This window comes from Microbacterium sp., assembly GCF_031178445.1.
In the GTDB taxonomy this organism is placed as follows: domain Bacteria; phylum Actinomycetota; class Actinomycetes; order Actinomycetales; family Microbacteriaceae; genus Microbacterium.
This window is the reverse complement of the sequence record NZ_JAPSIY010000011.1, coordinates 40,290-67,170: the sequence shown is the minus strand read 5'-3', so window position 1 is coordinate 67,170 and position 26,881 is coordinate 40,290. Positions and strand designations below refer to the sequence as shown.

The window sequence follows — 26,881 nt, the reverse complement described above, 5'->3', positions numbered from 1 at the left end:
CGAGATCGTAGACCCGCGAGCGCACGCGGGCAATGCCCTCAGTCCTCCAGGCCCAGCCTTCCGCGTGCCTGCGCCACATCGGCGGCGATCTGCGCGATCAGCGTGTCCATGCCCTCGAACGCCACCATGCCGCGCAGGTGGTCGGTGAACTCGACTGTGACACGGTGCCCGTAGAGGTCGAGTCCAGTCTCGTCCAGCACGTGCGCCTCGACCTGGCGCCGCTCGACATCGTCGAACGTCGGGTTGGTGCCGACCGAGATGGCCGCCGGATGGCGGATGCCGGTCACGTCGTCGCGCAGCCATCCGGCGTAGACGCCGTCGGCGGGGACGAGCGCGTCGACGAGCTCCGAGAGGTTGGCCGTCGGGAACCCGAGCTCTCGCCCGCGCTTGAGGCCGTGCACGACCTCCCCGGACACGGTGACGGGGCGGCCGAGCACGCGGGCCGCGCCGGCGACGTCGCCGGCCGCCAGCAGCTCCCTGACCCACGTCGAAGACACCCGCCGCTCCGAGCCCTCGGGATACACGTCGTCGACGACCTCCACGGTGAAGTCGTGAACGGAACCGAGCTCACGCAGCAGCTCCGGAGTCCCCGCTCCACCCTTTCCGAAGCGGAAGTCGCGGCCGACCAGCACAGTCCTCACCCGCAGCGCATCGACCAGGATGCGGCGCACGAACTGCTCGGCCTCGAGGGAGGCGAGGGGTCTGTCGAAGGTCAGCAGCAACGTGGCGTCGAGGTCGAGCTCGCCGAGCAGCTCGAGCTTGCGCTCGATCGCGACGACGTTCTCGGGACAGACTTCGGGGCGCAGCACCTCGAGCGGGTTGCGGTCGAAGGTCACGGCCACTGTGCGCGCACCGACGAGCGCCGCCTCCTGCCGCATCCGCTCGATGACGGCCCTGTGCCCGATGTGGACGCCGTCGAACTTTCCGATCGCGACGACGGTGCGGCCGAAATCGGCCGGCACCTCGGATGGATCCCGGAAGATGATCATGCCCGCGCCTCCTGCGGCACCGGCACGGCCTGCGGACGATGGGTCCGCAACCACCACAGACCGAAGACCGGCAGCACCAGCGGCACAAAGAGATATCCAATGCCGAAGAAGGACCAGACGCTGTCGTGCGCGAACAGTTCCGGCACAGCGAGGCTCATCGCCCCGACCACGATCACGCCCGTGAGCTCGAAGACGATGGCGATCCAGGCTACGGCGTACCAGCCCGTCCTGCCCGCGAGGACGAGCGCGAGGGTCGCGAGGATGTACACGACGGCCGCGACCGCCGAGAGCGTATAGGCCAGCGGCGCCTCGTCGAAACGACGGATGATCTGCACGAAACTGCGCCCCGTGGCGGCCAGCGCCATCACGGCGTAGACGATGACGAGAACGCGGCCGATGCCCGACATGCGGGCGCGCGAAACGGTGTTGGACATTGCGTCCTCCATCCTAATCCGCCGTGAAGCAGGCGCGACTACGCGAGCTGCACGGTCCAAATGACCTGCATGCGCCAGAGCATGATCGCCAGCGACAGCCCGATCACACCGAGGATCACAGTGCTCCACCGGCTTCGCTCCAGCAGCGCCCATGCAACGCCGCCCAGCGGCAGAAGCACGGCCGAGATCAGGTAGACCCAGTACTCCAGCAGGTCGCCGGTGGGAGGATTGCCTGCCAGCGGAGCGACGATCGCGACGATCACCTGCGCGACCAGCAGCAGCTCCACAAGGGCCAGGCTGCCGACCGTCCAGTCACTCGGGCGTCTGCCCGCGAGACCCGCGATGAGGCAGAACAGGCCCGAGGCACAGGCGACCGAGATCTGCACGACGGTGAACCACAGGATCATGACTGCGCCTCCGGCATGTTCATCGCGCTCTTGATGTCCTTGCCCCTGGCTTCGACGACGCCGACGAGCTCGCCGTCCGGATCGATGGCCGCCACCTCCGATGACGTCAGCCTCCCCGCCTCACCGGGCAGGCGCTTGCCGTGGCGCAGGTCCCGCGCCTCTTCGGCCGAGACGTCGAGCACGGGCATCACGCGGCGTACAGCCTCGGCCGGGGTGAGCGCGACGGCGCCGGCGAGCTCGTCCACGCCGATGGCATCTTCGACGTCGAACCCGCCCACGCGGGTGCGGCGCAGCGCAGTGAGATGGCCGCCGACGCCGAGTGCGCCGCCCAGGTCGCGGGCGAGGGCGCGGATGTACGTGCCGGAGGAGCAGTCGACGACGACGTCCACGTCGAGCATGCCGTCGTCGCGGCGCTGCGCGAGGACGTCGAATCGTGACACGGTCACGGCGCGCGCGGCGAGTTCGACGCTCTCCCCCGCTCGCACCCGGTCGTATGCGCGGCGGCCGTCGACCTTGATCGCCGAGACGGCACTCGGTACCTGGGAGATCGCCCCGGTGAGATCTCGGATGCCGGCGAGCACCGCATCCGCATCGACATCGGCCAGCGCGCCCGCCTCCGCCGTGGCGACGACATCGCCCTCGGCATCGTCGGTCGTCGTTGCCTGCCCGAGACGGATGGTCGCCGTGTAGGTCTTGTCAGCGCCCACGATGTAGGTCAGCAGCCGGGTGGCTCCCTCGATCCCGATCACGAGGAGCCCCGTGGCCATCGGATCGAGAGTGCCGGCATGCCCGACCTTCCGGGTGCCGAATGCGCGGCGCGTGCGCGCGACGACATCGTGACTGGTCAGGCCACCGGGCTTGTCGACGAGAAGGATTCCGGGCGATACCACCCGATCAGCCTACGCGTTCCGCCCGCCGTCTCCTCGCGGCGCGTGCGGCCTGCGGCGCAATAGGCTGAGAGGCATGTCCGCCGGCACCCTGGAATCCGCTGCGCTCTCGGCGAGCGAGCTGACGAGCTGGTACCGGACGGCCGCCAGGGACCTTCCGTGGCGAAGGCCAGAGTTCCACGAGCGCTATGGCGCATGGGGGACGCTGGTGAGCGAGTTCATGCTGCAGCAGACGCCGGTGAACCGCGTGATCCCCCATCTCGAGGCATGGCTGCTGCGATGGCCCGATCCGCCGAGCCTCGCGGGCGCCACTCCCGCCGAGGTCGTCCACCAGTGGGCGAACCTCGGCTATCCGCGCCGCGCGCTGTGGCTGCACAGGGCTGCGATCGAGATCACGGAGAGACACGCCGCCGTTGTACCCCGAGACGTCGCCTCTCTGCTGGCGCTGTCCGGGATCGGCGAGTACACCGCCAGAGCCGTCGCCGTCTTCCACTACGGCGACCGGCACCCCGTCGTCGACACGAACACCAGGCGCGTCATCGCTCGCGCCGTGGACGGACAGTCGCAACCGGGTCCGCCTTCCAAGCGGGATCTCGAGCGCATGGAGCGGCTGCTGCCGCACGACGACGGATCGTCAGCGGTGTTCAACGCCGCGATGATGGAACTGGGCGCGACGGTGTGCACCGCCAGGAACCCGGATTGCACGGCGTGCCCGATCGCGTCTCGATGTACGTGGCTGCTGGCGGGTCGGCCCGATACCGGCGACCGGCGCCGCAGGCAGGCGCGGTACGAAGGGTCGGACCGCCAGGCCCGCGGGGCTGTGCTGCGACGGCTGCGAGAGGTCGACGGCCATTCCCTGCCTGCATCCGACGTGCTCGCCGACTGGGCCGATGCCGCCCAGCGCGACCGGGCGATCGGCTCCCTCATCGCCGACGGCCTGCTCGAGGCCGTCGATGATGTGCTGCGGCTTCCCTCGTGAGCAGACCTGCGCCGCCGAGGTCCGGAGGTCAGCTGTCCTCTTCGCCCTCGCGGCGGTACGGGTCCGTCTCACCTGCGTGCTTCGCCGAGGCGGCGATCCTGGCCACTTCCTCGTCCCGCTCGCGCGCCTGGCGCAAGAGGTCGGCGATGTGACCGGCCGACTCGGGAAGGGCATCTGGGATGAACTCCAGCGTGGGCACGAGCCGCACGTTCAGCTGACGTCCGACCTCCTTGCGGAGCATCCCCGTCGCTGACGCGAGCGCGGCCCCGCTGGCCACCCGCTCCTCATCGGTGCCGAGCACCGTGTAGAACACGGACGCGTGCTGGAGGTCGCCTGACACCCGGACGTCGGTGATGGTGACGAAGCCGAGGCGCGGGTCGCGCAGGCCCTTCTCCAGGCGCTCGGCGAGGATCACGCGGATGCGGTCCGCGAGGCGTGCCTGTCGTTCTCCAGCCATAATCTCTTCCTCTGTGACGAATGAGGGGCGCCCGCGGGCGCCCCTCACGATCGATCGGATCAGCCGCGAGGCTTCTCGATGAGCTCGGTGGTCTCGATCTCGTCGCCGATCTGGATGTCGTTGTACTTGCCGAGTCCGATACCCGCCTCGAAGTCCGTGCGGACCTCGGTGACGTCGTCCTTGAAGCGGCGCAGCGACTCGATGGCCAGGCCATCGGCGATGACCACGCCGTCGCGGATGACGCGCGCCTTGGCGTTGCGCGTGATCGTTCCCGAGCGGACGATGACACCGGCGATGTTGCCGAACTTCGAGGAGCGGAACACCTCGCGGATCTCTGCGACACCCGACTGGACCTCTTCGAACTCGGGCTTGAGCATGCCCTTCAGCGAGTTCTCGATCTCGTCGATCGCGGAGTAGATCACCGAGTAGAACCGCACGTCCACGCCCTCACGGGCCGCGGCCTCACGGGCCTTGGTGTCGGGGCGGACGTTGAAGCCCACGATGATCGCGTTGTCGATCGTCGCGAGGTTGACGTCCGATTCGGTGATCGCGCCCACACCGCGGTGGATGATCCGCAGCTGCACGGAGTCGTCGACCTCGATCTTGAGCAGCGACTCCTCCAGCGCCTCGACGGCACCGGACACGTCGCCCTTGATGATGAGGTTGAGAGTCTCGACCTTGCCCTCCTCGAGAGCACGGGTGAAGTCCTCGAGCGAGATGCGCTTGCGAGCCTTGGCCAGCTGAGCGTTGCGCTCCACGGCCTCACGCTTCTCGGCGATCTGACGCGCCATGCGGTCCTCTTCGGTGACGATGAAGACGTCACCGGCGCGGGGCACGGAGTTGAGACCCTGCACCTGCACGGGTCGCGACGGAGCGGCCTCCGAGACGGACTCGCCGTTCTCGTCGAGCATCGCACGCACACGGCCGTAGGCGGTGCCTGCGACGATCGCATCGCCGACGCGCAGCGTCCCCGACTGGATCAGCACGGTCGCCACCGAACCGCGGCCCTTGTCGAGCTTCGCCTCGATCGCGACACCGCGTGCGGCCTTGTTCGGGTTCGCCGTCAGGTCGAGTCCCGCGTCGGCCGTGAGCAGCACGGCGTCGATCAGGCCCTGGATGCCGGTGCCATTGCGCGCCGACACATCGACGAACATGACGTCGCCGCCGTACTCCTCTGCGACCAGACCGTATTCGGTGAGCTGCTGACGAACCTTCGCCGGGTTGGCCTCCGGCTTGTCGACCTTGTTGACCGCGACCACGATCGGCACACCGGCCGCCTGGGCGTGGTTCAGGGCTTCCACCGTCTGGGGCATGATGCCGTCGTCGGCGGCGACCACGAGGATCGCGATGTCGGTGACCTGCGCACCACGGGCACGCATGGCGGTGAACGCCTCGTGACCAGGGGTGTCGATGAAGGTGACCGCACGCTCGATGCCGTCGTGCTCGGTCCAGATCTGGTACGCACCGATGTGCTGGGTGATGCCGCCGGCCTCACCCTCGGTGACGTTGGTCTGGCGGATCGCGTCGAGCAGTCGGGTCTTACCGTGGTCGACGTGGCCCATGACAGTGACCACGGGGGGACGGATCTCGAGGTCGTCCTCGTCCTCCTCCTCGAGCTCCTGCTCGAGATTGAGACCGAAGCCCTCGAGGAGCTCCTTGTCCTCGTCCTCGGGCGAGACCATCTGGATCTTGTAACCCAGCTCGGCACCGAGCACCTCGAAGGTCGCCTCGTCGAGCGACTCGGTGGCCGTGGCCATCTCACCGAGGTTGAACAGGATGGTGACGAGCGTGCCGGGCTGGACGGTGTAGCCGTTCAGCGCTTCGAGCTTGTCGGCGAAGTCGGCGATCGACGCGCCGCGGCGCAGGCGGATCGTCTCACCGTTACCCTTCTGGACGTTGACGCCGCCGACGACCGGCGCCGACCGCATCTCGAATTCCTGGCGCTTGGCCCGACGCGACTTGCGCTGCTTGCTCTTGCCGCCGCCCTTGCCGAACGCACCTGCCGTGCCACCGCCGGGTCCGCGACCACGGCCACCACCGCCGCCGGGGCGACCTGCGAAGCCGCCGCCAGGACGCTGGAAGCCGCCGCCGCCCGCACCTGCACCGGGGCCGCCACCGGGACGACCCGGACCGCCGGAACGCTGCTGGAACGGTGCGCCGGGGCGACCGCCCTGGCCGCCACGCGCACCCGCACCGCCACCGGGACGACCGGGACGCGGGGCGCCGATACGCGGCGAGCCGGGACGCGGTGCCTGCGGACGCGGAATGTTGCCGGGAGTCGGGCGCTGGCCCATGCCCTGCGCGGACGCGAAGGGATTGTTGCCTGGACGCGGACCGGCGGGACGCTGGCCCATGCCCTGCGCCGAGGAGAACGGGTTGTTACCTGGACGCGGCGAGCCGGGCTTGGGAGCCGAACCGCCGGGCTTAGGGCCGGGGGACTTGGCCGGGCCGGGTGCCGGGGCGCCGGGCTTCTCGGCTGCCGGCTGGGCATCGGCCTTCGGCGCAGGCGCCTGCGGTGCCTCGGCCTCGACAGCAGGGGCTTCAGGCGCGGCGGGCTTCGCCGGACCGGGCTTGGGACCGGGCACTGGTGCACCGGACTTGGGTGCCGTGGCCTTGGCCGCGGGCTTCTCGTCGCTCTTGGCCGCGGGCTTCGCGGCGGGGTCGGCCTCGATCGCGGCGCGCAGCTTGCGCGCCACCGGAGGCTCGATGGTGGAAGAGGGACTCTTCACGAACTCGCCGAGCTCCTTGAGCTTCGCGAGCGCGAACTTGCTGTCGACGCCGAGTTCAGCGGCGATCTCGTGCACACGTGGTTTGGCAGCCACAATTCTCCTGTCTGGGTCGGTCCGCCCAGGCAGGGCAGACCACTAGTCGCGGACGGGTCTCATTTCGAGCCGTTCACTTTGATTCCATAGCCGTTCAGCCGTTTCTCGATGGTCTGCGCATCCTCCGCCTCGGGAAAACCGATCGCGGGTGAGACGCGGAGTGCTCGTGCGAAAGCCCGGCGCCGCAGTGCGGCATCCAGACATTCGGATGAGGGATGCAGCCACGCACCCCTCCCCGGCATGACCGCCCGCTCATCGAAGACGAGCTCACCATCACATTGGACCACCCTGATCAGGGCGGATCGAGAGGCACGACCGCGGCAACCGACACACGTTCGTACAGGTTCCATGTTACACCTCGCCGTGGCGGTCGAAGCTCCGCACGCGACGCGCGCGTCGCGTGGGCCGCCTCAATCCATCACACTGTCGGGCTGGATGTCGATCTTCGCGCCGGTGAGCTTCGCCGCCAGGCGGGCGTTCTGGCCCTCCTTGCCGATTGCGAGCGAGAGCTGATAGTCCGGCACCAGGGCGCGCACCGCCTTCGTGCCGGCATCCAGCACGAAGGCAGAGGTGACCTTCGCAGGCGAAAGGGCGTTGGCCACGAACGTCGCGAGGTCGGCATGGTGATCGACGATGTCGATCTTCTCCCCCGCGAGCTCTTCCGTGACCGCCCGTACGCGACGCCCCATCTCACCGATGCAGGCACCCTTGGCGTTCACGGAGGCGTCGGTCGCGCGGACCGCGATCTTGGTGCGGTGCCCGGCCTCGCGCGCCAGCGAGACGATCTCGACCAGGCCGGCGGCGATCTCGGGGACCTCGAGCGCGAAGAGCTTGCGCACCAGGCCCGGGTGGGTGCGGGAGACCGTGATCGAGGGCCCCTTGGCGCCCTTTGCGACGCTGGTGACGTACACGCGCAGTCGCGAACCGTGGGTGTACTCCTCACCCGGCACCTGCTCCTCGGGCGGGAGGATCGCCTCGACCGTACCGAGGTCGACGTGGATCATGCGCGGGTTGGGTCCCTGCTGCACCACACCTGCGACGATGTCGCCCTCCTTGCCGCGGAACTCGCCGAGCACGGCGTCGTCCGCGATGTCGCGCAGGCGCTGGCCGATGACCTGCTTCGCGGCGTACGCGGCGATGCGACCGAAGTCCTCTGGGGTCGTCTCCTCTTCGCCGATCACCGCGCCTTCGTCGTCGCGCACCGGCTGCAGGACCGCGACGTGACCGGTCTTGCGGTCGAGCTCGACGCGCACTCCCTCGGGCACGGCGCCGTCGGCCGACACGTGCTTTCCGTATGCGGTCAGGATCGCCTGCTCGATGATCGACACGAGTTCATCGAAGGGGATCGCCTTCTCCTTCTCGATTCCGCGCAGCAGTCCGAGTTCGATGTCCATCAGCGGTCTCCTCTATTCAGCTCTCCCCGCGATCAGGCTCTCCGCGGGCATCCGTACAGAATAGCCGAAACCGACGGTGGCGGACGAGCGCCGACGCCTGCACGTCGCGCTCCGGTGCGGAGCCACGCAGCGCGGGCTCGACGAGACGACGCGCGCTGATGACGACACCGGAGGAGGCGGTCGCCTCCTCCGGTGCCGTCGCGAGATCAGGCGCGGTGGACCTGCACCACAGACGGGCGCGGTGCCGTCGCCACGTCGCCGTGCGCGGTCGAGCCGTAGTCGGGGAAGAGCGATCGGGGCGCGTCGAAGCTGCCGTCCTCGCCGGGATGCTGCACGGCGACGAACACGAGCCCTTCCTTGTCCTTGATCACGGGACCGCATGTCTCCGCGTCGCGCGGAACCGAGAGGAACTGCTGCACGTGGCCGCGCGCCTCCCCCTCGAGCGGCACCTTGAACAGGCCGTCGCCGTAGCCGATGGTGCTCGGCGCGCCATCGGTCGAGATCCAAAGGTTGCCCTCTGAGTCGAAGGCGACGTTGTCCGGGCAGGAGATCGGCGAGACCAGCTCCTTCGGGAAGCCTGCGAAGTACGCGTTGTCGAACGTATCCGGGTCACCGCACAGCAGCAGCACGCTCCATCCGAACGTCGTGCCGCTCTGGCCGGCGGTCTCGGTGAGCTCGAGCACATGACCGTACCGGTTGCCGGTGACCGGGTTCGCCTCGTCCAGCGCGGTACGCCTGGAGTTGTTCGTCAGCGCGACGTACACCTTTCCTGTGACGGGGCTGGGCTCGACGTCCTCGGGGCGGTCCATCTTGGTGGCGCCGACGGCGTCGGCCGCGAGACGGGTGTAGACCAGCACCTCCTCGGTGCTGAACCCTGGTACGACGCTCTTCCCGCCCTGCGTGAGCGGGATCCACACCCCCGTGCCGTCGAACGCGCCGTCCGCCGGGAGCGCACCCGTGCCCGTGATCTCGGCCACCGGCGAATTGCCACGGAACTTCGCGACGTACAGGTCGCCCTCGCTGAGCAGCTTCAGGTTCTTCTTCCTGGATCCCGAGATGCGGTTCTTCGACACGAACTTGTACAGGTAGTCGCCTCGCTCGTCGTCGCCCATGTAGGCGACGACCCGGCCATCCTCGGCGACGCGCACGTTGGCACCCTCGTGCTTCATGCGTCCCATGGCCGTGTGCTTGCGCGGCGTGGAGGTCGGATCCTGGGGGTCGATCTCGACGATGTAGCCGAAGCGGTTCGGCTCGTTGACGTAGCCGGCGTCGTGCGCGTCGAAGCGCGGGTCGTACGCCTCCCACCCCGTGGAGGTGCTGGTGGTGCTGGATCCGCTGTAGCGCTTCTGCTCGGCGGTGTCGGCCGCCCAGGCGAAGTAGCCGTTGAAGTTCTCCTCACCCGAGAGGACCGTGCCCCACGGCGTGGTGCCGCCTGCGCAGTTCCCGAGCGTGCCGTGCACCCAGCGCCCCTCCGGATCGGCGGCGGTCTTGACGAGGTCGGAGCCGGCGGCGGGCCCTGTCAGCTCGAAGACGGTCTCGACCGTGATGCGGCGGTTGCGCTTGCCGTCGACGACGTACTCCCACGGGTCGCCGACTTTGCGGCGGCGGATCTCGACGACGGACATCCCCTGCGCGGCCTTGTAGATGTCGCCGCGCCGGCGCAGTTCCGCGGGATCAGCGGTCGGGCGGAACATCAGTTCCGGGTTGACGTACTCGTGGTTGTTCACCAGAACGCCGGTCTTGCCGCTCGGGTCGGCGATGATGTCGAGGTAGTCGCTGTTGTAGCCGAACTGACCGGTCTGCGCCTCGGGGCTCTGCGCTTCGATGTCGAATGCCGGGGTGCGCGAGAACAGCGGGTCGCCCCAGCGGATGATCGGCTTCCAGGTGTAGCCGTCCGGCACGGTGAACGCGTCGACCTCGGCAGGCACCGGCGCGATGGGCTGAAAGGCGAGGCCCGAGCGGCCCGGGCGCGCGAAGGACGCTCCAGGGCCCGCGGCTCCCGCCGCTGACGGTGCCGACACCGGGGCTGCGGACTGTGCTCCGACGGCCACCGCGACCGCTGCGGCCGCACCGAGCCCGAACAGCGCGCGCCGTGAGAACACGGCCGAGGCGATCGAACGGAAGTCCTCGTTGTCCGAGGTGTTGCACTCAGGGCCGAGGCACGCGTTCGCGCACTTCAGCTGGCAGGTGACGGCTGAGCGCTTGCCTCGCACGTGATCGAGCATGGGCAGAGGGCGTCGGGTGGGTTCGGCCAGGGTCATCGGTCCTCCTCGTCGGATGTCGCAGTCGACAGGATTCCGGCGACGCATGACACCGCGGTGAACGCGCGATGAACCTTCGGCGCTCAGGTCGCGGACGGCAGGTCGTTGACGGCGCGGATCAGCCGGTGCAGCGAGCCGACGGCGCGCTGCTCGAGGTGCATCATGAGGCGCGGCAGGTCCACCGCATCGCCGCTGACGCGTTCGACCTCGAGCGCTTCGGAGCGCTCGATCCGCCCCTGCGAGCACATATGGCCGAAGCGCTCGTTGAGGTCGTCGACCTCCGCGTCCGTCGGCGCGTGCACGAGCCGGATGACGAGCCGGTCGCCGACCCAGCGCAGCGAGTCGTAGTTGCGCCAGAACCCGGTGATGTCGTTCACCGCTTCATCGACGGAGTCGGTGATGAGCACGCGGTCGAGATCGTCAGCCGAGATGACACCGGCCGGCACCAGGTGCTCGTCGACGAAGGTCTTGAGGCCGCCCCAGAACGAACCGCCCTTCGCGTCGAGCAGGACGATGGGCATCGGCTCCGCCTTGCCCGTCTGCTGCAGCGTGAGCAGCTCGAACATCTCGTCCATCGTGCCGAATCCCCCCGGCAGGCAGATGAACCCCCTTGACTCCTTCATGAGCATCAGCTTGCGAGTGAAGAAGTACTTCATCGAGACGACCTGGGCGTCCTGCTCGATGATCGTGTTGGCCTTCTCCTCGAACGGCAGGCGGATGGACACGCCGAGCGACATCTTGGACCCTGCACCCTCAGCCGCGGCCTGCATGATCCCTGGACCTGCGCCGGTGACGACCATCCATCCGTCCGCGGCCAGCTCGGAGGCGACATCGCGGGCCTGCACGTACAGCGGATCGTCCTGCAGCGTGCGCGCCGACCCGAACACCGTCACCTTCGGCACGTGGTGGAACGGCCGGAACAACCGGAATGCCTCATGCATCTCGCCGAGCGCCGCCGACGCGATCTTCAGATCGAGTCTGTCGGTGTGCTCCAGCCCGAGCCTGAGAGAGGTCTGGAGCAGCCGTGTGACGAGCCCTCGTTCCGTGCGGATGCCCGCCTCGTCGAGGAGCTCGGTCATCCGGCGCCTCAGGTCGTCGTCCAGCGCAGCATCCGTCATGGCACCAGCCTGTCACAGCCCGCGTATGCGAGCTGTGACCGGCGCGCTTCAGCGCTCGGCGATCAGGCGGCGGACGGCTTCATCCGCCGCCAGCGCCTCCCGCTCCCCGGTACGACGGTCCCACAGCTCGACCCGCCCTTCGGCGGCGTCCCGGCCGACGACGAGCACTCGCGGCACTCCGACCAGTTCGGCATCGCCGAACTTCACCCCCGGCGACACCTTCGGGCGGTCGTCGTAGAGCACGTCGAGGCCCGACCCCTCGAGTTCGGCCGAGACGCGCTCGGCCATCTCGAAGGCGAGCCGATCCTTGCCTGTGGCGACCACGTGCACGTCGAAGGGCGCCACCGACGCCGGCCAGATCAGGCCCTTCTCGTCGTTATTGAGCTCGGCGATGATCGCGAGGATGCGGGTCACGCCGATGCCGTAGGAGCCCATCGTGACCGTGGTGAGCTTGCCGTTCTCGTCGAGCACCTTCAGCCCCAGGGTCTCGGCGAAGAAGCGACCGAGCTGGAAGACATGACCGATCTCCATGCCGCGCGCGAGCGAGACGGGACCGGAGCCGTCGGGGGCGGGGTCACCGTCGCGGACGTTCGCGATCTCCACGGTGCCGTCGGCGATGAAGTCGCGCCCGGCGATGACGGAGTGCGCGTGCTTCTGGTCGATGTTCGCGCCGGTGATCCACCGGGTGCCGTCGGCGACGCGCGGGTCGACGAGGTAGCGGATCCCGGTGGCCGACTCCTCCCCCAGCACCGCGCCGGTGGGCGACCACGGTCCGATGTAGCCGCGCACCAGCAGCGGCTGTCTCTCGAAGTCGGCGTCAGTGGCCGGCTCCACGGCTGCGGGGGCGAAGGCGACCTCGGCGCGCTTCTCATCGACCTCGCGGTCTCCGGGCAGCCCCACCACCACGAGCTCACGGGAGCCGTCCAGGTGGGTGAGGGCGAGCACGACGTTCTTCAGCGTGTCGGCGGCGGTGAACTCGCCCTCGAGGTGCGCGTTGACGTGCGAGACCAGCGTCTCGATCGTGGGGGTGTCGGGCGAGTCGAAGATCGTCGCCTGCGGAGCGTCGTCCCACCCCGTCGGCTCCGGAGCGGTGGTCGTGTAGGCCTCCACGTTCGCTGCGTAACCGCCCGCGTTGCGGACGAACGTGTCCTCGCCGACGGAGGTCGGGTGCAGGAACTCCTCGCTGCGTGCGCCCCCCATCAGACCGTTGTCAGCGGCGACGATCACGTACTCGAGGCCGAGCCGCTGGAAGATGCGCTCGTAGGCGTCGCGCTGCGCCTGGTAACTGGCTTCGAGGCCGGCGTCCGAGGAATCGAAGGAGTAGGCGTCCTTCATGGTGAACTCCCGGCCCCGCAGCAGCCCTGCCCGAGGGCGCGCCTCGTCGCGGTACTTGTCCTGGATCTGGTAGATCGTCAGCGGTAGGTCCTTGTACGAGGAGTAGAGGTCCTTCACGAGCAGCGTGAACATCTCTTCATGAGTCGGTGCGAGCAGGTAATCAGCTCGCTTCCGATCCTGCAGCCGGAAGATGCCGTCGCCGTATGACTCCCAGCGCCCGGACTGCTCATAGGGGTCACGGGGCAGTAATGCGGGGAAGTGAACCTCGAAGGCGCCTGCCGCGGCCATCTCCTCGCGGATGATCTGCTCGAGCTTCGCCTTGACGCGCAGGCCCAGCGGCAGCCACGTGAAGATGCCTGGTGCGGCGCGACGGATGTAGCCGGCGCGGACCAGCAGCCTGTGGCTGGTGACCTCGGCGTCGGCCGGGTCTTCGCGGAGCGTGCGGAGGAAGAAGTTCGAAAGACGTGTGACCACGGGACGATTCTAGTGACCGCATACGCCCGCCCCGCGCCGCATCAGTTCAGCGCGCGGGTGTGCTCGGGGATGACACCGCCGGCGTACAGGCTCGTCGTCAGGTCCTGCAGCGCCGTCAGCGTCACACGCTGCGGAAGGGGCCCGTACGAGATGCGGGCCACGCCGAGCTCCTCGTACTCGGCGGCCGTGAGCGCGCCCGGCAGGCCCATCACACTGAGCTTCCCCGAGCCGATCCCGCCGACGAGCGTGCGGGTCGCGTCGGCATCCAGCACACCGGGGACGAACACGGCTGCGGCACCGGCGTCCAGGTAGGCGCGGCCTCTTTCGATCGCGTCGGCGAGCTTGTCGGCGAACGGCCGGTCGCCGCCACGAACGAGCGCGTCGGTTCGTGCGTTCAGCACGAACGGAACCCCCTCGGCCTCCCCTGCGTCGACGATCGCTCGGACCTGCGCGATCGACTCCCCGATCGGTCGGAGGCGATCCTCGATGTTGGCGCCGACGATCCCGGCGCCGATGGCGAGCCGCGTGGTCTCCCCCGCGTCGCCGTAGCCGTCATCGAGATCGGCGGTCACCGGCACGTCGACGGCCGCTGCGATACGACCGGCCATGTCGATCATCAGCTCCCGCGGGATCTGACCATCGGCGAAGCCGAAGGATGCGGCGATCGAGTGTCCCGCCGTCGCTATCGCGGTGGTGCCGGGCAGAGCGGCGACCGCCTTCGCGGACACCACGTCCCAGACGTTGACCACGCGGAGGATCTCCGGCGCGGCGTGAAGGCGGGACAAGGTCTGTGCGTTCTCCGCGGAGCTCATCCCTCCACGCTAATGGCAGGCGGTCACGGCCGGGCGCCCTGCGTCCGGCACCGAGGCGCGATCGAGCACTCGCGGCCTAGGCTGACGGTATGCCTCAGCGCCGATCGCACGTCGCCCCGTCCGCCGAGCAGAGCGGCCTGGCCAGCGCCCTCGCCGACCTTCGAGCCGACTACGAGACGCCGTTCCCCGCTGAGGCCCTCGCCGAGGCCGAGCAGGCCACGGCATCCGCACCCGACCTGGACCTGCGCGATCTCCCGTTCGTCACGCTCGACCCGGCCGGCTCCCGCGACCTCGACCAGGCGTTTCACCTCGAGCGCGCGGGGCGGGGATACCGGGTGCACTATGCGATCGCGGACGTGCCGGCGTTCGTGCAGCCCGGCGGCGCGCTGGACCGTGCGGCCCGCGATCGCGGCCAGACGCTCTATGCGGCGGACGGGTCGATCCCGCTGCATCCGCGCGTGCTCAGTGAGGGAAGCGCGTCGCTGCTGCCCGATGAGGAGCGGCCCGCGCTGGTGTGGAGCTTCGGTCTGGATGCCGAAGGCGCCGTAACCGATGTCGACCTGCAGCGGGCGCTCATCCGTTCGCGCGCGCAACTGGACTACATCGGTGCTCAGGCATCGCTCGACCGCGGCGAAGAGTCCCCCGCGGCCCTGCTGCCGGAGATCGGGCGGCTCCGGCTCGAGCGAGAGGCCGAGCGCGGCGGCGCGAGCCTGAACCTTCCCGACACCGAGGTCGTCAGGTACGACGACGGGCGCTACGGGATCGAGCGACGGCATCCCCTGCCCATCGAGGACTGGAACGCGCAGCTGTCGCTGATGACCGGCATGGCCGCAGCCGAGATGATGCTGAGTGCCAAGGTCGGCGTGCTGCGAACCATGCCACAGCCCGGCGACGAGGCGTTCGAGACATTCAGACGACAGACCGCCGCGCTGAGACGCCCCTGGACCGAGGGCAGATACGGCGATTACCTGCGCGGCCTGGAACGTGCCGACCCGCTCACACTGCCGATCCTGGAGGCGGCGAGCGCACTCTTCCGTGGGGCGGGCTATGTCGCGTTCGACGGGGAGATTCCGGCGGAGACCGAGCAGGCCGCGATCGGCGCACCGTATGCCCACGCCACTGCTCCGCTGCGGCGGCTGGTCGACCGCTGGTCGCTGACGGTGTGCCTCGCCGTCGCCGAAGGCAAGGGCATCCCCGACTGGGCCCGCCTCAGCCTGACGGAGCTGCCAGAGCTCATGCAGAGGTCATCGTCGAGGGCGTCTCAGCTGAACTCGCGCACGATCGGCCTCGTGGAGGCGGCGCTGCTCGCCCCGCACGTGGGCGAGGTCTTCGAGGCGTCGGTGGTCCGTGCGGCGAACGGCGAAGGAGAGGCGACGATCCAGCTCGCGGAGCCGGCGGTCACCGCCCGCGCGAAGATCTCGCCGGAAGCGGCGCCGGGCAGCTCGGTGCGCGTTCGGCTGAATTCGGCCGAGGTCCAGAGCGGCGAAATCGTGTTCGCCGCCGCCTGATGCCGCTCGTACTATAAGCGCATGGCGCTCATCGTCGACAAGGTCGTCTGCTACGTGGTGGCCCACGACCATCTGCTCGTCTTCACGCATGACGACGAGCCGCTGACCGTCACCGGCGTGCAGGTGCCTGCCGGCACGATCCACCCTGGTGAGGATCCAGAGGCGGCGGCCGTGCGTGAGCTGCGCGAGGAAACCGGACTCGGCGGAGTGGTGGTGCGCTCTCTCGGCGTCGCCGAGTACGACCTGTCGCCGACGCGGGACGAGATCGCGCGCCGCCACTTCTTCGAGATGCGCGTGCAGGGCGCCGATGTCACCGACATCTGGTTCGCCGGTGAAGCGATGCCGGCCGACGGCGGCGCCCCGACTTCATGGACCTGCTGGTGGATGCCGCTGACGCAGGCGCACGTGCTCGCCGCAGGGCTGGGTGCGAAGCTCGGCACGTTGACGAGGCAGGGTGCCGGGGGATGACCGAGGTCACGATCCGCGATTATCGTGCCGGGGATGCGGCGGCGACGCTGCGAGTGTTCATCGAGGCGATCACGGTCACCGCGTCGGCCGACTACTCCCCCGAGCAGATCACCGCGTGGGCGCGTCCGGAGCAGCGCCACCTCGACGACTGGGACCGCTCAATGAGCGCTCGTTCCGGTTTCGTCGCGCTCGTGCGCGGTGTTGTCGCCGGATTCTCGGATGTCAGCGGCGACGGTCACGTCGACATGATGTTCGTGTCCCCGGCGTCCAGCGGCAGAGGGGTCGGGCGCGCCCTGATGCGCGAGATCGAGGCGAGGGCGCGGCGAGCCGGGACGCCGCGGCTATGGGCCGACGTGAGCATCACCGCGCGCGGATTCTTCGAGCACGCCGGATTCAGCGTGCAGGTAGTGCAGCATCCGGTCATCGGCGGGGTGCGGATGACCAACTTTCGCATGGTGAAGACCCTCGCCTGATCGTCCGGGTGAACACGCGCAGTTGTCGTCGATACCCTGATCGGGTGGATTTCACCGCCGTGGCCGAACGATTCATCGGCTAGCCGCGGCTCTCAGCCTGCGGGGACGGCCTTGGTTCGCATCACCAGCAGCTGCGGGTCGCTCAGATCGAGCGCGACGGTGATCGATGCGAACTCCGTCAGGGAGCGCACGTGCGTGCCTCCGCAGAGGAATCCGACCTCTCCCTCGGGCAGCACGCAGCGCCAGTGGCGGCGATCGACGATGCTTGGGCCGTCCACGTCGATCCGACTGGCGCCGCCCGAGGCCACCCACGCCGCCAGGAGCTCGTTGATGCGTGACTCACGTGCATCAAGTGAGCCGGCGAAACCCTCCGAGTCGAAGCCCGCCTTGCGCAGGCTCTTCCCCAACCGGTACTCGTCCACGCTGGCGTCTGCGTCGATGCGACTCGACTGGTTCGCCCTGCCCTCGAAATCCGGGTTGCCGAGCGGATCGGCGCCGACGTCCTTCCGCCACAGGTCGGCGAGCGCCGCATCCAGAGCCAGTGAGGCCAGGTGGCAAGCCGTGTGACCACGGCTCAGCGCGTCGCGGCGTTCGGAATCCACCTCCAGTTCGACGGATGCTCCGGTGACGAGTCCTTCGGGCAGCTCGCCCTCTACTCGGTGTCCGACCAACCAGGTCCACCCCGGCGCACCCCGCTTGACAGGGATGTCCGCACCCACTGCGAACACGCCCTCTTCGCTGACAGCGGCCATCGCCGCTTCCGAGACGACCATGACCGTGTCCGCGAACCGGATCCGACCCGAGTCACCCGGCTGGTCCGGCCAGGTGTGATCGACCGGATGGAACGGCGTCGTGTCGACGACGACGATCGAGTGCTCGGGGTCGACGAGGAGCACCTCGCCTTCGCCGGTCAGCGCGCCGTCGGGGAATGCGACTCGGGTGGGCTGATGCATCAGCTCGTGACCACCTGAGCGGTGCCGATGGGGGCGTCCGGTCCCATCTCAGCGGCGATGCGGTTGGCCTCCTCGATCAGCGTCTGCACGATGTCGGCCTCCGGCACGGTCTTGATGACCTCGCCCTTGACGAAGATCTGCCCCTTGCCGTTACCCGAGGCGACGCCCAGGTCGGCCTCCCTCGCCTCACCGGGTCCGTTCACGACGCAGCCCATCACCGCCACTCGCAGAGGAACCGTCATATCCTTGAGACCCTCGGTGACGTCGTCGGCGAGGGTGTACACGTCGACCTGCGCGCGACCGCAGGACGGGCACGAGACGATCTCGAGCTTGCGTTCGCGCAGATTCAGCGACTGCAGGATCTGGTGACCGACCTTGACCTCCTCAGCGGGAGGTGCCGAGAGCGAGACCCGGATCGTGTCGCCGATGCCCTCTCCGAGCAGGATCCCGAACGCGGTCGCACTCTTGATGGTGCCCTGGAACGCGGGCCCGGCCTCGGTGACGCCCAGGTGCAGCGGCCAGTCGCCTCGTTCGGCGAGCTGACGGTAGGCCTTGACCATCACTACGGGGTCGTTGTGCTTGACGGAGATCTTGAAGTCGTGGAAATCATGCTCCTCGAACAGCGACGCCTCCCAGACGGCGCTCTCCACCAATGCTTCCGGCGTGGCCTTGCCGTACTTCTCGAGCAGCCGCCGATCCAGCGACCCGGCGTTGACCCCGATGCGCAGGGATACGCCCGCGGCCTGCGCCGCCTTGGCGATGGCTCCGACCTGGTCGTCGAACTTGCGGATGTTGCCCGGATTCACCCGCACGGCCGCGCAGCCTGCGTCGATGGCCTGGAAGACGTACTTCGGCTGGAAGTGGATGTCGGCGATGACGGGGATCTGGCTCTTCTTCGCGATGATGTGCAGCACATCGGCGTCGTCCTGCGACGGCACGGCGACACGCACGATCTCACATCCGGATGCGGTGAGCTCGGCGATCTGCTGCAGCGTTCCGTTGATGTCGGTGGTCTTCGTGGTCGTCATCGACTGCACGCTGACAGGCGCATCGCCACCGACGAGCACCTTGCCGACCCGGATCTGCCGGGACTTGCGACGCGGGGCGAGGACTTCGGGGACGCGCGGCATCCCAAGGTTCACAGCAGGCACGCTACAAGGCTACCGTCGCAGGATCGACGCAGGCTGGATGTCCGTAGGCTGATCGGATGAGCACGATCCTGCTGACCGGCTTCGAGCCCTTCGACGGCGCCGATCGCAATCCTTCCGGCGAGGCGGTCACGGAGGTCGCGCGGACGTACCGCGGCCCGCACCAGCTCGTGACCGCGACTCTGCCTGTCGCGTTCGCCCGCGCGGCGGAGCGACTGCGGGCACTGATCGACGAGCACACCCCGGACGCGGTCGTCGCGACCGGACTCGCGGCCGGAAGTGACCGCATCGCCGTGGAGCGGGTCGGCGTCAACCTGATGGATGCCCGCATCCCCGACAACGACGGCCGACAGCCCGCCGATGAGGCCAGCGAACCCGGCGGCCCAGCCGCCCGATTCGCCACTCTTCCGGTCAAGCGCATCGCGCGGGCGCTCGATGACCACGGCCTGCCTGCGCGACTGTCGCTCTCGGCGGGCTCCTACGTGTGCAATCACGTGCTGTACACGGCGTTGTCCGCCGTGCGGGGCGACGCGCGTGCGGGGTTCGTCCACCTCCCGTGGTCGTCTTCCTGCGCTCCGGAAGGCGCGGCGCACCTTCCGGACGAGGATCTCGCGCGCGCCGTGGGCGTCGTGATCGACCACGTCTTCGAACCGGAGGAATCCCATCCCGGCGGGAGCGTCTGGTGACGTCACGCGCGAGGGGCACGGCCGGCCGATGTGGTACTTTCGCGGTATGCACGCGATCCGCACCTGGTGGCCCGCCTTCTAGGCGGTGATTCGCGTACCCACGAGAACCAGACCGCCTTCCGGGGCGGTCTTCTTGTTCTCCGCACCGGATCCCCGACCGAGGAGACACCGATGACCGCACCGCTGCCCGACCGCATCCGGGAGCTCACGGCCGACCCTGCCGCCTCCTTCGTGCTGATCGCGCGCGACGGCAGCGCCGAGCTGCTGACGGGTGAGCTGCTGGACGTCGACCGGCTCGCCGACATCCCGCTGACCGGCGAGGACGGCGCCCGCGAGGTGTTCGCGATGGTGCCCTACCACCAGGTGCGCGAACGGGGCTTCGACGCGCAGGACGACGGCACGCCACTGCGCTGCCTGCTCGTCGACGCCCGGGAACAGCTGGACGTCGACGAACTGGTCGACGCGCTGCCCGATGCGCCGATCCCGCTTCGCGGCGGCGGCTTCGACATCTCCGACGCGGAGTACGCGCGGATCGTCGAGCAAGTGATAGCGGAGGAGATCGGACGCGGCGAGGGTGCGAACTTCGTGATCCGCCGCGACTACCGCGCCAGCTTCGAATGCGACGACCGCATCGCGGCACTCACGTGGTTCCGGGCACTGCTGGAGCACGAGCGCGGCGCATACTGGACCTTCGCCGTCATCACCCCTGGACGGATCGCGGTCGGCGCGAGCCCCGAGGCGCACGTCGTCGCCCGCGGCGGCGTGGTCACCATGAACCCGATCTCCGGGACGTTCCGCCACCCCGCCGGCGGTGCCACCAAGCAGACGCTGAGCGCGTTCCTCTCCTCCGCGAAGGAGACGGAGGAGCTGTTCATGGTCGTCGACGAAGAGCTGAAGATGATGAGCCAGGTGTGCTCCGACGGCGGACGCATCACCGGCCCGCATCTGAAGGAGATGTCCCGGCTGACGCACACGGAGTACATGCTGCGCGGGCGCAGCAGGCTGGACCCTCGGGAGATCCTGCGCGAGACCATGTTCGCCCCCACCGTGACAGGCTCACCCATGCAGAACGCCTGCGCGGTCATCCGGCGCCATGAGCGCTCACCCCGCGGGTACTACTCCGGGGTCGCCGCGCTGTTCACCCCGAATGCAGACGGCGGCCACGATCTGGACGCGCCGATCCTGATCCGCACCGTCTACATCGACGGCGGGCATCTGAGAGTGCCAGTCGGCGCGACCCTGGTCCGCCATTCCGATCCCGCCGGAGAGGTCGGCGAGACGCACGGCAAGGCGGCGGGCGTGCTCGGGGCGATAGGCGCGATCGAGCGCGATGTCGTCGCCGAGGCTCTGGACGACGACGCTCCGGCGCCAGTACGGCTCGCGGACGACCCGGAGGTGGCCGCCCAGCTCGCCTCCCGGAACAACCGGCTCGCGGACTTCTGGATGCAGCCGCAGGACTCCGCACCGTCCGGCCCGTTCACCGGGCGCAGGGCACTCGTCGTCGACGCCGAGGATCGATTCACGACGATGCTCGCGCACCAGCTGCGTCACCTCGGCCTCGAGGTCGAGATCGCACCGTGGGACGAGGTGGCGGACCCGGACATCGACACGGCCGACCTCGTGGTGTCCGGCCCGGGGCCGGGCGACCCGCGCGACGCGGCCTCGCCTCGCATCGCGCGGATGCAGCAGGTCGTCGCCCGCCGCCTCGACGCTGGCGCCCCGCTGCTCGCGGTGTGCCTGAGCCACCAGATCCTCGCCGACCGGTTGGGTATCGCCCTGACTCCGCTGGATGCGCCGTATCAAGGGGTACAGAAGACCGTCCCCGTCTTCGGTCAAGAGGCCTCGGTGGGCTTCTACAACACCTTCACCGCCAGGGTTCCTGCCGGCACCGAGCGGGTCGGCGGCGCAGAGGTTTCGGCCGACCGCGTCAGCGGCGATGTCTATGCGATCCGGGGCAAGGGATTCGCATCCATCCAGGGCCACCTGGAATCGATCCTCTCCCGTGACGGCATCGCGACCCTGGAGCGCCTCACCGCCCACGTCCTCGGCTGACCGGTGAAAGCCGCTCAGCCGAAGAGATCGACCGGGTTGACGAGGTCGGCGATGAGCAGCAGTCCTCCCATGCCGATCAGCATCACCGCCACCACCACCGTCAGCGGCACGAGGCGCGTCGCGTCGACGGGATTCGGCGACGCTCTCCCCGTGAGCCGGGACCACGCCCGCTTGAGGCCCTCCCACAGGGCCACGACGATGTGACCGCCGTCAAGCGGCAACAGCGGGATCATGTTGAACACGAACAACGCGATGTTCAGGGCTCCGAGCAGGTTGAGCAGCACGACCAGGCGGTTGAGCACCGGCGCGTCGGTCGCCGCGACCTCCCCGGCGATGCGGCCGACGCCCACCACGCTGAGCGGGCCGTTCGGATCGCGCTCACCGCCTGTGACGACGGAGACCCCGATGTCCCACAGCTTCTGAGGCAGCGTGAGGATCATCGACGCGACAGCGCCTGACTGCTGCATCGCGAGCTCTGTGCCGGTGCCGATGGGCTGACGCACGTATTCCAGCTGCGAGGTGACGCCGGCGAAGCCGACGGTGTGCATCACCTGTGCACCGCCTGCGTCGAGCACAGGCCTGCCAGCGGCATCCACCTCACCTCGCTGGGCACGCGCGGGAGTCAGGGTGAGATCGATGCGTTCGCCTTCACGCTCGACCACGACTTCCAGCGGGCGATCCGGCGAGGCCTGGATGATCGCCGAGGCCTCGGCGAAGGTCTGGACCGCCTCCCCGTCGAGGCTGAGCAGAACGTCACCCGGTTCGATGCCCGCGGCGGCCGCAGGCGCGGCGGGGTCGCCGGGCTCGCACTCGGTCTTGCTGGTGCCTGCAGGCAGCACGCACTCGCTGAGACCGGCGACCGTGGTACTCGCCTGCTGGATGCCGATGCCCGAAGCGAGCACGGTGAAGATCAGGATGCCGAGCACCAGGTTCATCGCCGGCCCACCGAGCATCACGACGACCCGCTTCCACACCGGCAGCCGGTAGAAGACCCGATTCTCGTCGCCTTCGGCGATCGTCTCGTCGTTGGCCGACCGGGCGTCCTGCACAAGCGAGCGGAACACCCCCTTGGCGGGGCCGGACTGCGCCGACGGCGGGTACATGCCCGACATGGAGATGAACCCGCCCAGGGGCAGGATCTTGAAGCCGTACTCGGTCTCGCCGACCCGCTTGGACCACAGCCGCGGGCCGAAGCCGATCATGTACTGGCCCACGCGCACGCCGAAGAGCTTGGCCGGCACGAGGTGGCCGACCTCGTGCAGACCGATCGACAGTCCGAGGCCGACGAGCATGAACAGGATGCCGCCCAGGTACAGCAGGATCTCCACGCGACAACGCTAGTGCCCGCGGTGTGGAATCGGCTGTGTCCCGCGCACGAGCAGGATTCACCGCCCCGCGTGAGATCATTGATCAGCTATGACTGATCAGCCGAGCCTGCCTCCCGTGCTCCGCCCCGCCGACCCACCCCGTCGCGCCCTGGCCGAGCTCGCCGACCGCTTCGCACGAGAGGTCCGCGGCGATGTCGCGGACGTCGTGCTGAGCGGCATCACCCTCGCGACCGCCGACCTGCGTGCCGGCGAGGCGTTCGTAGCGATCCGCGGCGTCAACCGCCACGGTGCCGAGCTGGCGCAGACCGCAGCCGACCAGGGCGCTGTCGCGATCATCACGGATGAGGCGGGGGCCGGCATCGCGGCATCCGCGGGTCTTCCTATCGTCGTCGTCGACGACCCGCGGGGCGTGCTCGGCGAGCTGAGCGCGTGGGTCTACCGCACCGGGGCGGACGACCGGCTGCCGCTGCTGTTCGGCACTACGGGAACGAACGGCAAGACGAGCGTCTCGCACCTGCTGCAGGGGATGTTCGACCAGCTCGGGATCGTGTCGGGGCTGTCATCGACGGCTGAGCGTCACATCGCCGGTCAGGTGATCGTCTCGCGGTTGACCACGCCTGAGGCTTCCGAGATGCACGCCCTGCTCGCGCTGATGCGTGAGCGAGACGTCGAGGCCGTCGCCGTCGAAGTCAGCGCCCAGGCCCTCTCCCGGCACCGCGTCGACGGAATCGTGTTCGACGTCGCCGGGTTCACGAACCTGTCCCACGATCACCTCGACGACTACGCCGACATGGAGGAGTACTTCGAGGCGAAGCTGCCGCTGTTCACGCCCGAGCGGGCGCGTCGCGCTGTGGTCAGCCTGGACTCACCGTCCGGCGCACGAGTCGTCGAGCGCTCCGGCATTCCCGTCGTGACCATCGGAACGCCCTCGATCGCCGCGGATCCGGTCGCCGCGGCGGCCGCCGACTGGGTCGTCACAATCGAGGACGAGCGCCAGAGCGGCACCGTCTTCACCCTCACCGGCAACGACGGTCGCACGCTCACGACCATGGTCCCGGTGATCGGCCAGCACATGGCGGCGAACGCCGGCCTCGCGATCGTCATGCTGCTCGAGGCCGGGTACGCCTGGGAGCGCATCGCGAACGCGTTCGAGCGCGACGGACAGATCGTGGCGCACCTCCCCGGACGGACCCAGTTCATCTCCGGCGAGACGGGCCCGGCGGTGTACGTGGACTTCGGCCACTCCCCCGACGCGTTCGAGAAGACGCTCGCAGCGGTGCGACGTGTCACACCTGGCAAGGTGCTCATGCTCTTCGGCGCCGACGGCGACCGCGACGCGACCAAGCGCTTCGACATGGCGCGCACCGCCGTGGAGGGCAGTGACATCCTGGTGATCACCGATCATCACCCCCGTTTCGAGGACCCGGCATCGATCAGGGCGACACTGATCGAGGGCGCCAGGCGAGCGCGTCCCGATGCGCAGATCCACGAGTTCTCACCACCCGAGAAGGCGATCGAAGCGGCCGTCAGCCTTGTCGGCGATGGCGATGCGATCCTGTGGGCAGGGCCGGGTCACCAGGACTACCGCGACATCCGCGGCGTGCGCACTCCGTACTCGGCCCGCGAGCTGGCGCGTCGCGCTCTGAAGGCGGCAGGGTGGCCGGTGCCGGCCCCGCACTGGCCCGTGCCGTACCCCGACGAAGACTGACCCTGGCCGCTACGCGGCACGAGCGATGAGGGAGTCCGCCTTCTCGCGTGCCCAGCGCTCCGTTTCGGCGAGAGTCTCGACCGTGAGCTCGTCGGGGGCGTCATGGGCGTCGATGACACGGTCGATGGTGTCGACGATACCCAGGAACGGCAGGCGACCTTCGTGGAATGCGTCCACCGCCTGTTCGTTGGCCGCGTTGTACACCGCGGGGAATGTCCCACCGGCGCGCCCGACGGCCTTAGCCAGCGCCACCGCGGGGAACGCTTCGTCGTCGAGCGGCTCGAAGGTCCAGCTGGTCGCCTCACGCCAGTCGAGCGGGCGGCCCACCCCGCCGACGCGGTGCGGCCAGTCGAGTCCGAGAGAGATCGGCAGCCGCATGTCTGGCGGGGAGGCCTGCGCGATCGTGGAGCCGTCGACGAACTCGACCATCGAGTGGACGATGGACTGAGGATGCACGACCACTTCGATGTCGTCGTAGGGCACGTCGAACAGCAGGTGTGCCTCGATCACCTCGAGCCCCTTGTTGACCAGCGTCGCGGAGTTCGTCGTCACGACGCGGCCCATGTCCCAGGTCGGGTGCGCCAGGGCTTCGGCGGGCGTGACGTCCGTGAGCTCGGCGCGCGTGCGGCCGCGGAACGGCCCGCCGGATGCCGTGACCACGAGCCGGCGCACCTCGTCGCGCGTGCCGGAACGCAACGCCTGCGCCAGCGCGGAGTGCTCGGAATCCACCGGCACGATCTGATCGGCGGCGGCCGCGGCCTGCACGAGTGCACCGCCGACGATCAGCGACTCCTTGTTGGCGAGCGCGAGCGTGCGTCCCGCCTGGAGCGCAGCGAGCGTGGATCCGAGTCCGATCGATCCCGTTATCGCGTTGAGCACGACATCCGCCTCGACGTCCCGCACCAGCTGCTCCGCCTCGGTGGCGCCGAGCGCCGTGTGCTCGACCTGGAACTCCGCCGCCTGTGCGGCCACCGCTTCGGCGTTGGTACCTGCCGCGATGCCGACCAGCTCGAAACGACGCGGATGTGAGCGGATCACATCGAGCGCCTGTGTGCCGATGGAACCGGTGGAGCCGAGGACGATGACGCGACGCATGACTTCAGCCTATGCCGCGCGGCGGCTCCGCACTGCTCACTCGACGGGTGCGGAGAGCAGCGGTGTGGTGCCCAAGATGTCGACGACGAAGACCAGCGTCTCCTTCTCGAGCTCGTGGCCCTTGCTCGCGCCGTATCCTTCGGCCGGCGGGATCTCGACCAGCACTTGCGAACCGACCTGCTGGCCCTCGAGTGCCTTACGGAAGCCGGTGACCACGCCGGTGGTCTGGAACTGGCTGGGAGCTGCGTCGCGGCTCCACGACGAGTCGAACTCGGTCCCGTCGCTCCACTTGACACCGAGGTACTGGACGGTGACCAGGTCGCCTTCGCCCACCTTCGGCCCTTCGCCCTGCTTGAGCACCCCGATGACGGTCTCGCCGGGTGCGTCGTCACTGGGGATCGACACCGACGGGGCGCCGTCCTTCGCGAGCTTCACGGTCGCCATGCCTTCCGGCGCCTCCGTGTCGTCGCCGGATGCCGTCGTGGGCAGCTTCTCGATCGTCTGCATGTACACGACGATCGCGCCCTGCCCCTCCTGGCCCGGAAGCGCCAGTACCATCTCCGAACCCAGCGGTGCGCACTCCGCAGCCGCGATGAACACGGGTGACTGGGTCGAGTCGACGATCTGACGCTGCGCGTTGGCCGGGTCGAGCAGCATCGGCAGCACACCGTCCGCGCCGCGCTCCGACGTCTCGACGACCTTGTTCGTGTCTGCTTCCACCACCTGGTAGCGGATCGAGATGAAGTCGCCGGCCTGCACCTCGTCGCCGTCGCCCTCCTTCAGGATCGTGCGCTGCACGTCGTCGAACTCGGTGCCTTCGGGAACCTCGACCTTGGCGTCGAGTCCCTCCCCCGTCACCTTGATCGCGTCGGAGCCGGCGCCAGGCTGCGCGTCGACCAGGCATTCCTGGGACGAGGAGGACGTCGGGTCCGGCGTCTCGGCTCCCTCCGGGCTTCCCGCGCAACCGGCGAGCACGACGGCCGAGACGGCGACGGTGGACAGGACGGCGAGGGGACGCATACGCACGGTGAGAGACCTCTGTTCGAGAACGGGAAGCTCCCATCTTCGCGCATTCGGCTTTGGCCATGCTGAA

24 protein-coding genes are annotated in these 26,881 nt (G+C 69.0%); 7 read left to right on the top strand and 17 right to left on the bottom strand.

What is annotated here, in order from left to right; genetic code table 11:
* Nucleotides 1–38 precede the first annotated feature (38 nt).
* The 4 genes from RIN43_RS14545 to truB are packed head-to-tail and all read right to left on the bottom strand — an operon-like array spanning nt 39 to nt 2,720.
* Nucleotides 39–989 (bottom strand): bifunctional riboflavin kinase/FAD synthetase, encoded by a 951-nt coding sequence (locus RIN43_RS14545; protein ID WP_309129643.1) that lies wholly within the window; start codon nt 987–989, stop codon nt 39–41.
* Complete coding sequence (locus RIN43_RS14540) at nt 986–1,423, bottom strand: hypothetical protein (RefSeq protein WP_375163756.1); 438 nt, start codon at nt 1,421–1,423, stop codon at nt 986–988. The genes RIN43_RS14545 and RIN43_RS14540 overlap by 4 nt, the downstream gene beginning before the upstream one ends.
* A gap of 38 nt (nt 1,424–1,461) precedes the next feature.
* Complete coding sequence (locus tag RIN43_RS14535) at nt 1,462–1,830, bottom strand: hypothetical protein (protein WP_309129642.1); 369 nt, start codon at nt 1,828–1,830, stop codon at nt 1,462–1,464.
* Entirely contained in the window at nt 1,827–2,720 is an 894-nt protein-coding gene (gene truB, locus RIN43_RS14530; protein ID WP_309129641.1) for a tRNA pseudouridine(55) synthase TruB, read from the bottom strand. The genes RIN43_RS14535 and truB overlap by 4 nt, the downstream gene beginning before the upstream one ends.
* 73 nt (nt 2,721–2,793) lie before the next feature.
* Here truB and RIN43_RS14525 point away from each other — a divergent pair, with 73 nt between their 5' ends.
* Complete coding sequence (locus RIN43_RS14525; protein WP_309129640.1) at nt 2,794–3,696, top strand: A/G-specific adenine glycosylase; 903 nt, start codon at nt 2,794–2,796, stop codon at nt 3,694–3,696.
* A 28-nt stretch (nt 3,697–3,724) separates the two neighbouring features.
* Here the strand turns inward: RIN43_RS14525 and rbfA are convergent, their stop codons facing one another.
* From rbfA to RIN43_RS14485, 8 genes are all read right to left on the bottom strand, one after another.
* Nucleotides 3,725–4,153: a 30S ribosome-binding factor RbfA gene (gene rbfA, locus RIN43_RS14520; protein WP_309129639.1), complete on the bottom strand. Its 429-nt coding sequence runs from the start codon at nt 4,151–4,153 to the stop codon at nt 3,725–3,727.
* A 59-nt stretch (nt 4,154–4,212) separates the two neighbouring features.
* Entirely contained in the window at nt 4,213–6,975 is a 2,763-nt protein-coding gene (gene infB, locus RIN43_RS14515) for a translation initiation factor IF-2 (protein ID WP_309129638.1), read from the bottom strand.
* 59 nt (nt 6,976–7,034) lie between these two features.
* The gene (locus RIN43_RS14510; protein WP_309129637.1) at nt 7,035–7,325 is read right to left on the bottom strand and encodes a YlxR family protein; all 291 of its coding nucleotides are present in this window, start codon (nt 7,323–7,325) and stop codon (nt 7,035–7,037) included.
* 60 nt (nt 7,326–7,385) lie between these two features.
* The gene (nusA, locus tag RIN43_RS14505) at nt 7,386–8,369 is read right to left on the bottom strand and encodes a transcription termination factor NusA (RefSeq protein WP_309129636.1); all 984 of its coding nucleotides are present in this window, start codon (nt 8,367–8,369) and stop codon (nt 7,386–7,388) included.
* Between the two features lie 206 nt (nt 8,370–8,575).
* Nucleotides 8,576–10,630, bottom strand: coding sequence for a PhoX family phosphatase (locus RIN43_RS14500; protein WP_309129635.1), 2,055 nt, complete (start codon nt 10,628–10,630; stop codon nt 8,576–8,578).
* A gap of 83 nt (nt 10,631–10,713) precedes the next feature.
* Nucleotides 10,714–11,748, bottom strand: a complete 1,035-nt coding sequence (locus RIN43_RS14495) for a TIGR00730 family Rossman fold protein (protein ID WP_309129634.1) — start codon at nt 11,746–11,748, stop codon at nt 10,714–10,716.
* Between the two features lie 48 nt (nt 11,749–11,796).
* Entirely contained in the window at nt 11,797–13,557 is a 1,761-nt protein-coding gene (locus RIN43_RS14490; protein WP_309129633.1) for a proline--tRNA ligase, read from the bottom strand.
* 41 nt (nt 13,558–13,598) lie between these two features.
* Nucleotides 13,599–14,369, bottom strand: a complete 771-nt coding sequence (locus RIN43_RS14485; protein ID WP_309129632.1) for an isocitrate lyase/phosphoenolpyruvate mutase family protein — start codon at nt 14,367–14,369, stop codon at nt 13,599–13,601.
* 89 nt (nt 14,370–14,458) lie between these two features.
* On the opposite strand from RIN43_RS14485, the gene RIN43_RS14480 reads away from it, so the two are divergent.
* The 3 genes from RIN43_RS14480 to RIN43_RS14470 are packed head-to-tail and all read left to right on the top strand — an operon-like array spanning nt 14,459 to nt 16,818.
* Entirely contained in the window at nt 14,459–15,877 is a 1,419-nt protein-coding gene (locus RIN43_RS14480) for an RNB domain-containing ribonuclease (RefSeq protein WP_309129631.1), read from the top strand.
* Between the two features lie 21 nt (nt 15,878–15,898).
* The gene (locus tag RIN43_RS14475; RefSeq protein ID WP_309129630.1) at nt 15,899–16,345 is read left to right on the top strand and encodes an NUDIX domain-containing protein; all 447 of its coding nucleotides are present in this window, start codon (nt 15,899–15,901) and stop codon (nt 16,343–16,345) included.
* Nucleotides 16,342–16,818, top strand: coding sequence for a GNAT family N-acetyltransferase (locus RIN43_RS14470; protein WP_309129629.1), 477 nt, complete (start codon nt 16,342–16,344; stop codon nt 16,816–16,818). Before RIN43_RS14475 ends, RIN43_RS14470 begins: the two co-directional genes overlap by 4 nt.
* 92 nt (nt 16,819–16,910) lie before the next feature.
* Here RIN43_RS14470 and RIN43_RS14465 read toward each other — a convergent pair whose 3' ends face one another.
* The gene (locus RIN43_RS14465) at nt 16,911–17,771 is read right to left on the bottom strand and encodes a hypothetical protein (RefSeq protein WP_309129628.1); all 861 of its coding nucleotides are present in this window, start codon (nt 17,769–17,771) and stop codon (nt 16,911–16,913) included.
* A complete protein-coding gene (ispG, locus tag RIN43_RS14460) occupies nt 17,771–18,922 on the bottom strand; it encodes a flavodoxin-dependent (E)-4-hydroxy-3-methylbut-2-enyl-diphosphate synthase (RefSeq protein ID WP_309129627.1) in 1,152 nt (383 codons plus the stop codon). The genes RIN43_RS14465 and ispG overlap by 1 nt, the downstream gene beginning before the upstream one ends.
* A 56-nt stretch (nt 18,923–18,978) precedes the next feature.
* Here ispG and RIN43_RS14455 point away from each other — a divergent pair, with 56 nt between their 5' ends.
* Nucleotides 18,979–19,605, top strand: a complete 627-nt coding sequence (locus RIN43_RS14455; RefSeq protein ID WP_309129626.1) for a pyroglutamyl-peptidase I — start codon at nt 18,979–18,981, stop codon at nt 19,603–19,605.
* 171 nt (nt 19,606–19,776) lie between these two features.
* Nucleotides 19,777–21,657 (top strand): chorismate-binding protein, encoded by a 1,881-nt coding sequence (locus RIN43_RS14450; RefSeq protein WP_309129625.1) that lies wholly within the window; start codon nt 19,777–19,779, stop codon nt 21,655–21,657.
* Nucleotides 21,658–21,671: 14 nt separating this feature from the next.
* Here RIN43_RS14450 and RIN43_RS14445 read toward each other — a convergent pair whose 3' ends face one another.
* On the bottom strand, nt 21,672–22,985 hold the full coding sequence (locus tag RIN43_RS14445) for a site-2 protease family protein (RefSeq protein WP_309129624.1): 1,314 nt from the start codon (nt 22,983–22,985) through the stop codon (nt 21,672–21,674).
* 88 nt (nt 22,986–23,073) lie between these two features.
* Between RIN43_RS14445 and RIN43_RS14440 the strand changes: the two genes are divergently transcribed.
* The gene (locus RIN43_RS14440) at nt 23,074–24,693 is read left to right on the top strand and encodes a UDP-N-acetylmuramoyl-L-alanyl-D-glutamate--2,6-diaminopimelate ligase (RefSeq protein WP_309129623.1); all 1,620 of its coding nucleotides are present in this window, start codon (nt 23,074–23,076) and stop codon (nt 24,691–24,693) included.
* A 9-nt stretch (nt 24,694–24,702) separates the two neighbouring features.
* Here the strand turns inward: RIN43_RS14440 and dxr are convergent, their stop codons facing one another.
* The gene (gene dxr, locus RIN43_RS14435) at nt 24,703–25,788 is read right to left on the bottom strand and encodes a 1-deoxy-D-xylulose-5-phosphate reductoisomerase (protein ID WP_309129622.1); all 1,086 of its coding nucleotides are present in this window, start codon (nt 25,786–25,788) and stop codon (nt 24,703–24,705) included.
* A 36-nt stretch (nt 25,789–25,824) separates the two neighbouring features.
* Nucleotides 25,825–26,808: an FKBP-type peptidyl-prolyl cis-trans isomerase gene (locus RIN43_RS14430; protein WP_309129665.1), complete on the bottom strand. Its 984-nt coding sequence runs from the start codon at nt 26,806–26,808 to the stop codon at nt 25,825–25,827.
* Nucleotides 26,809–26,881 lie beyond the last annotated feature (73 nt).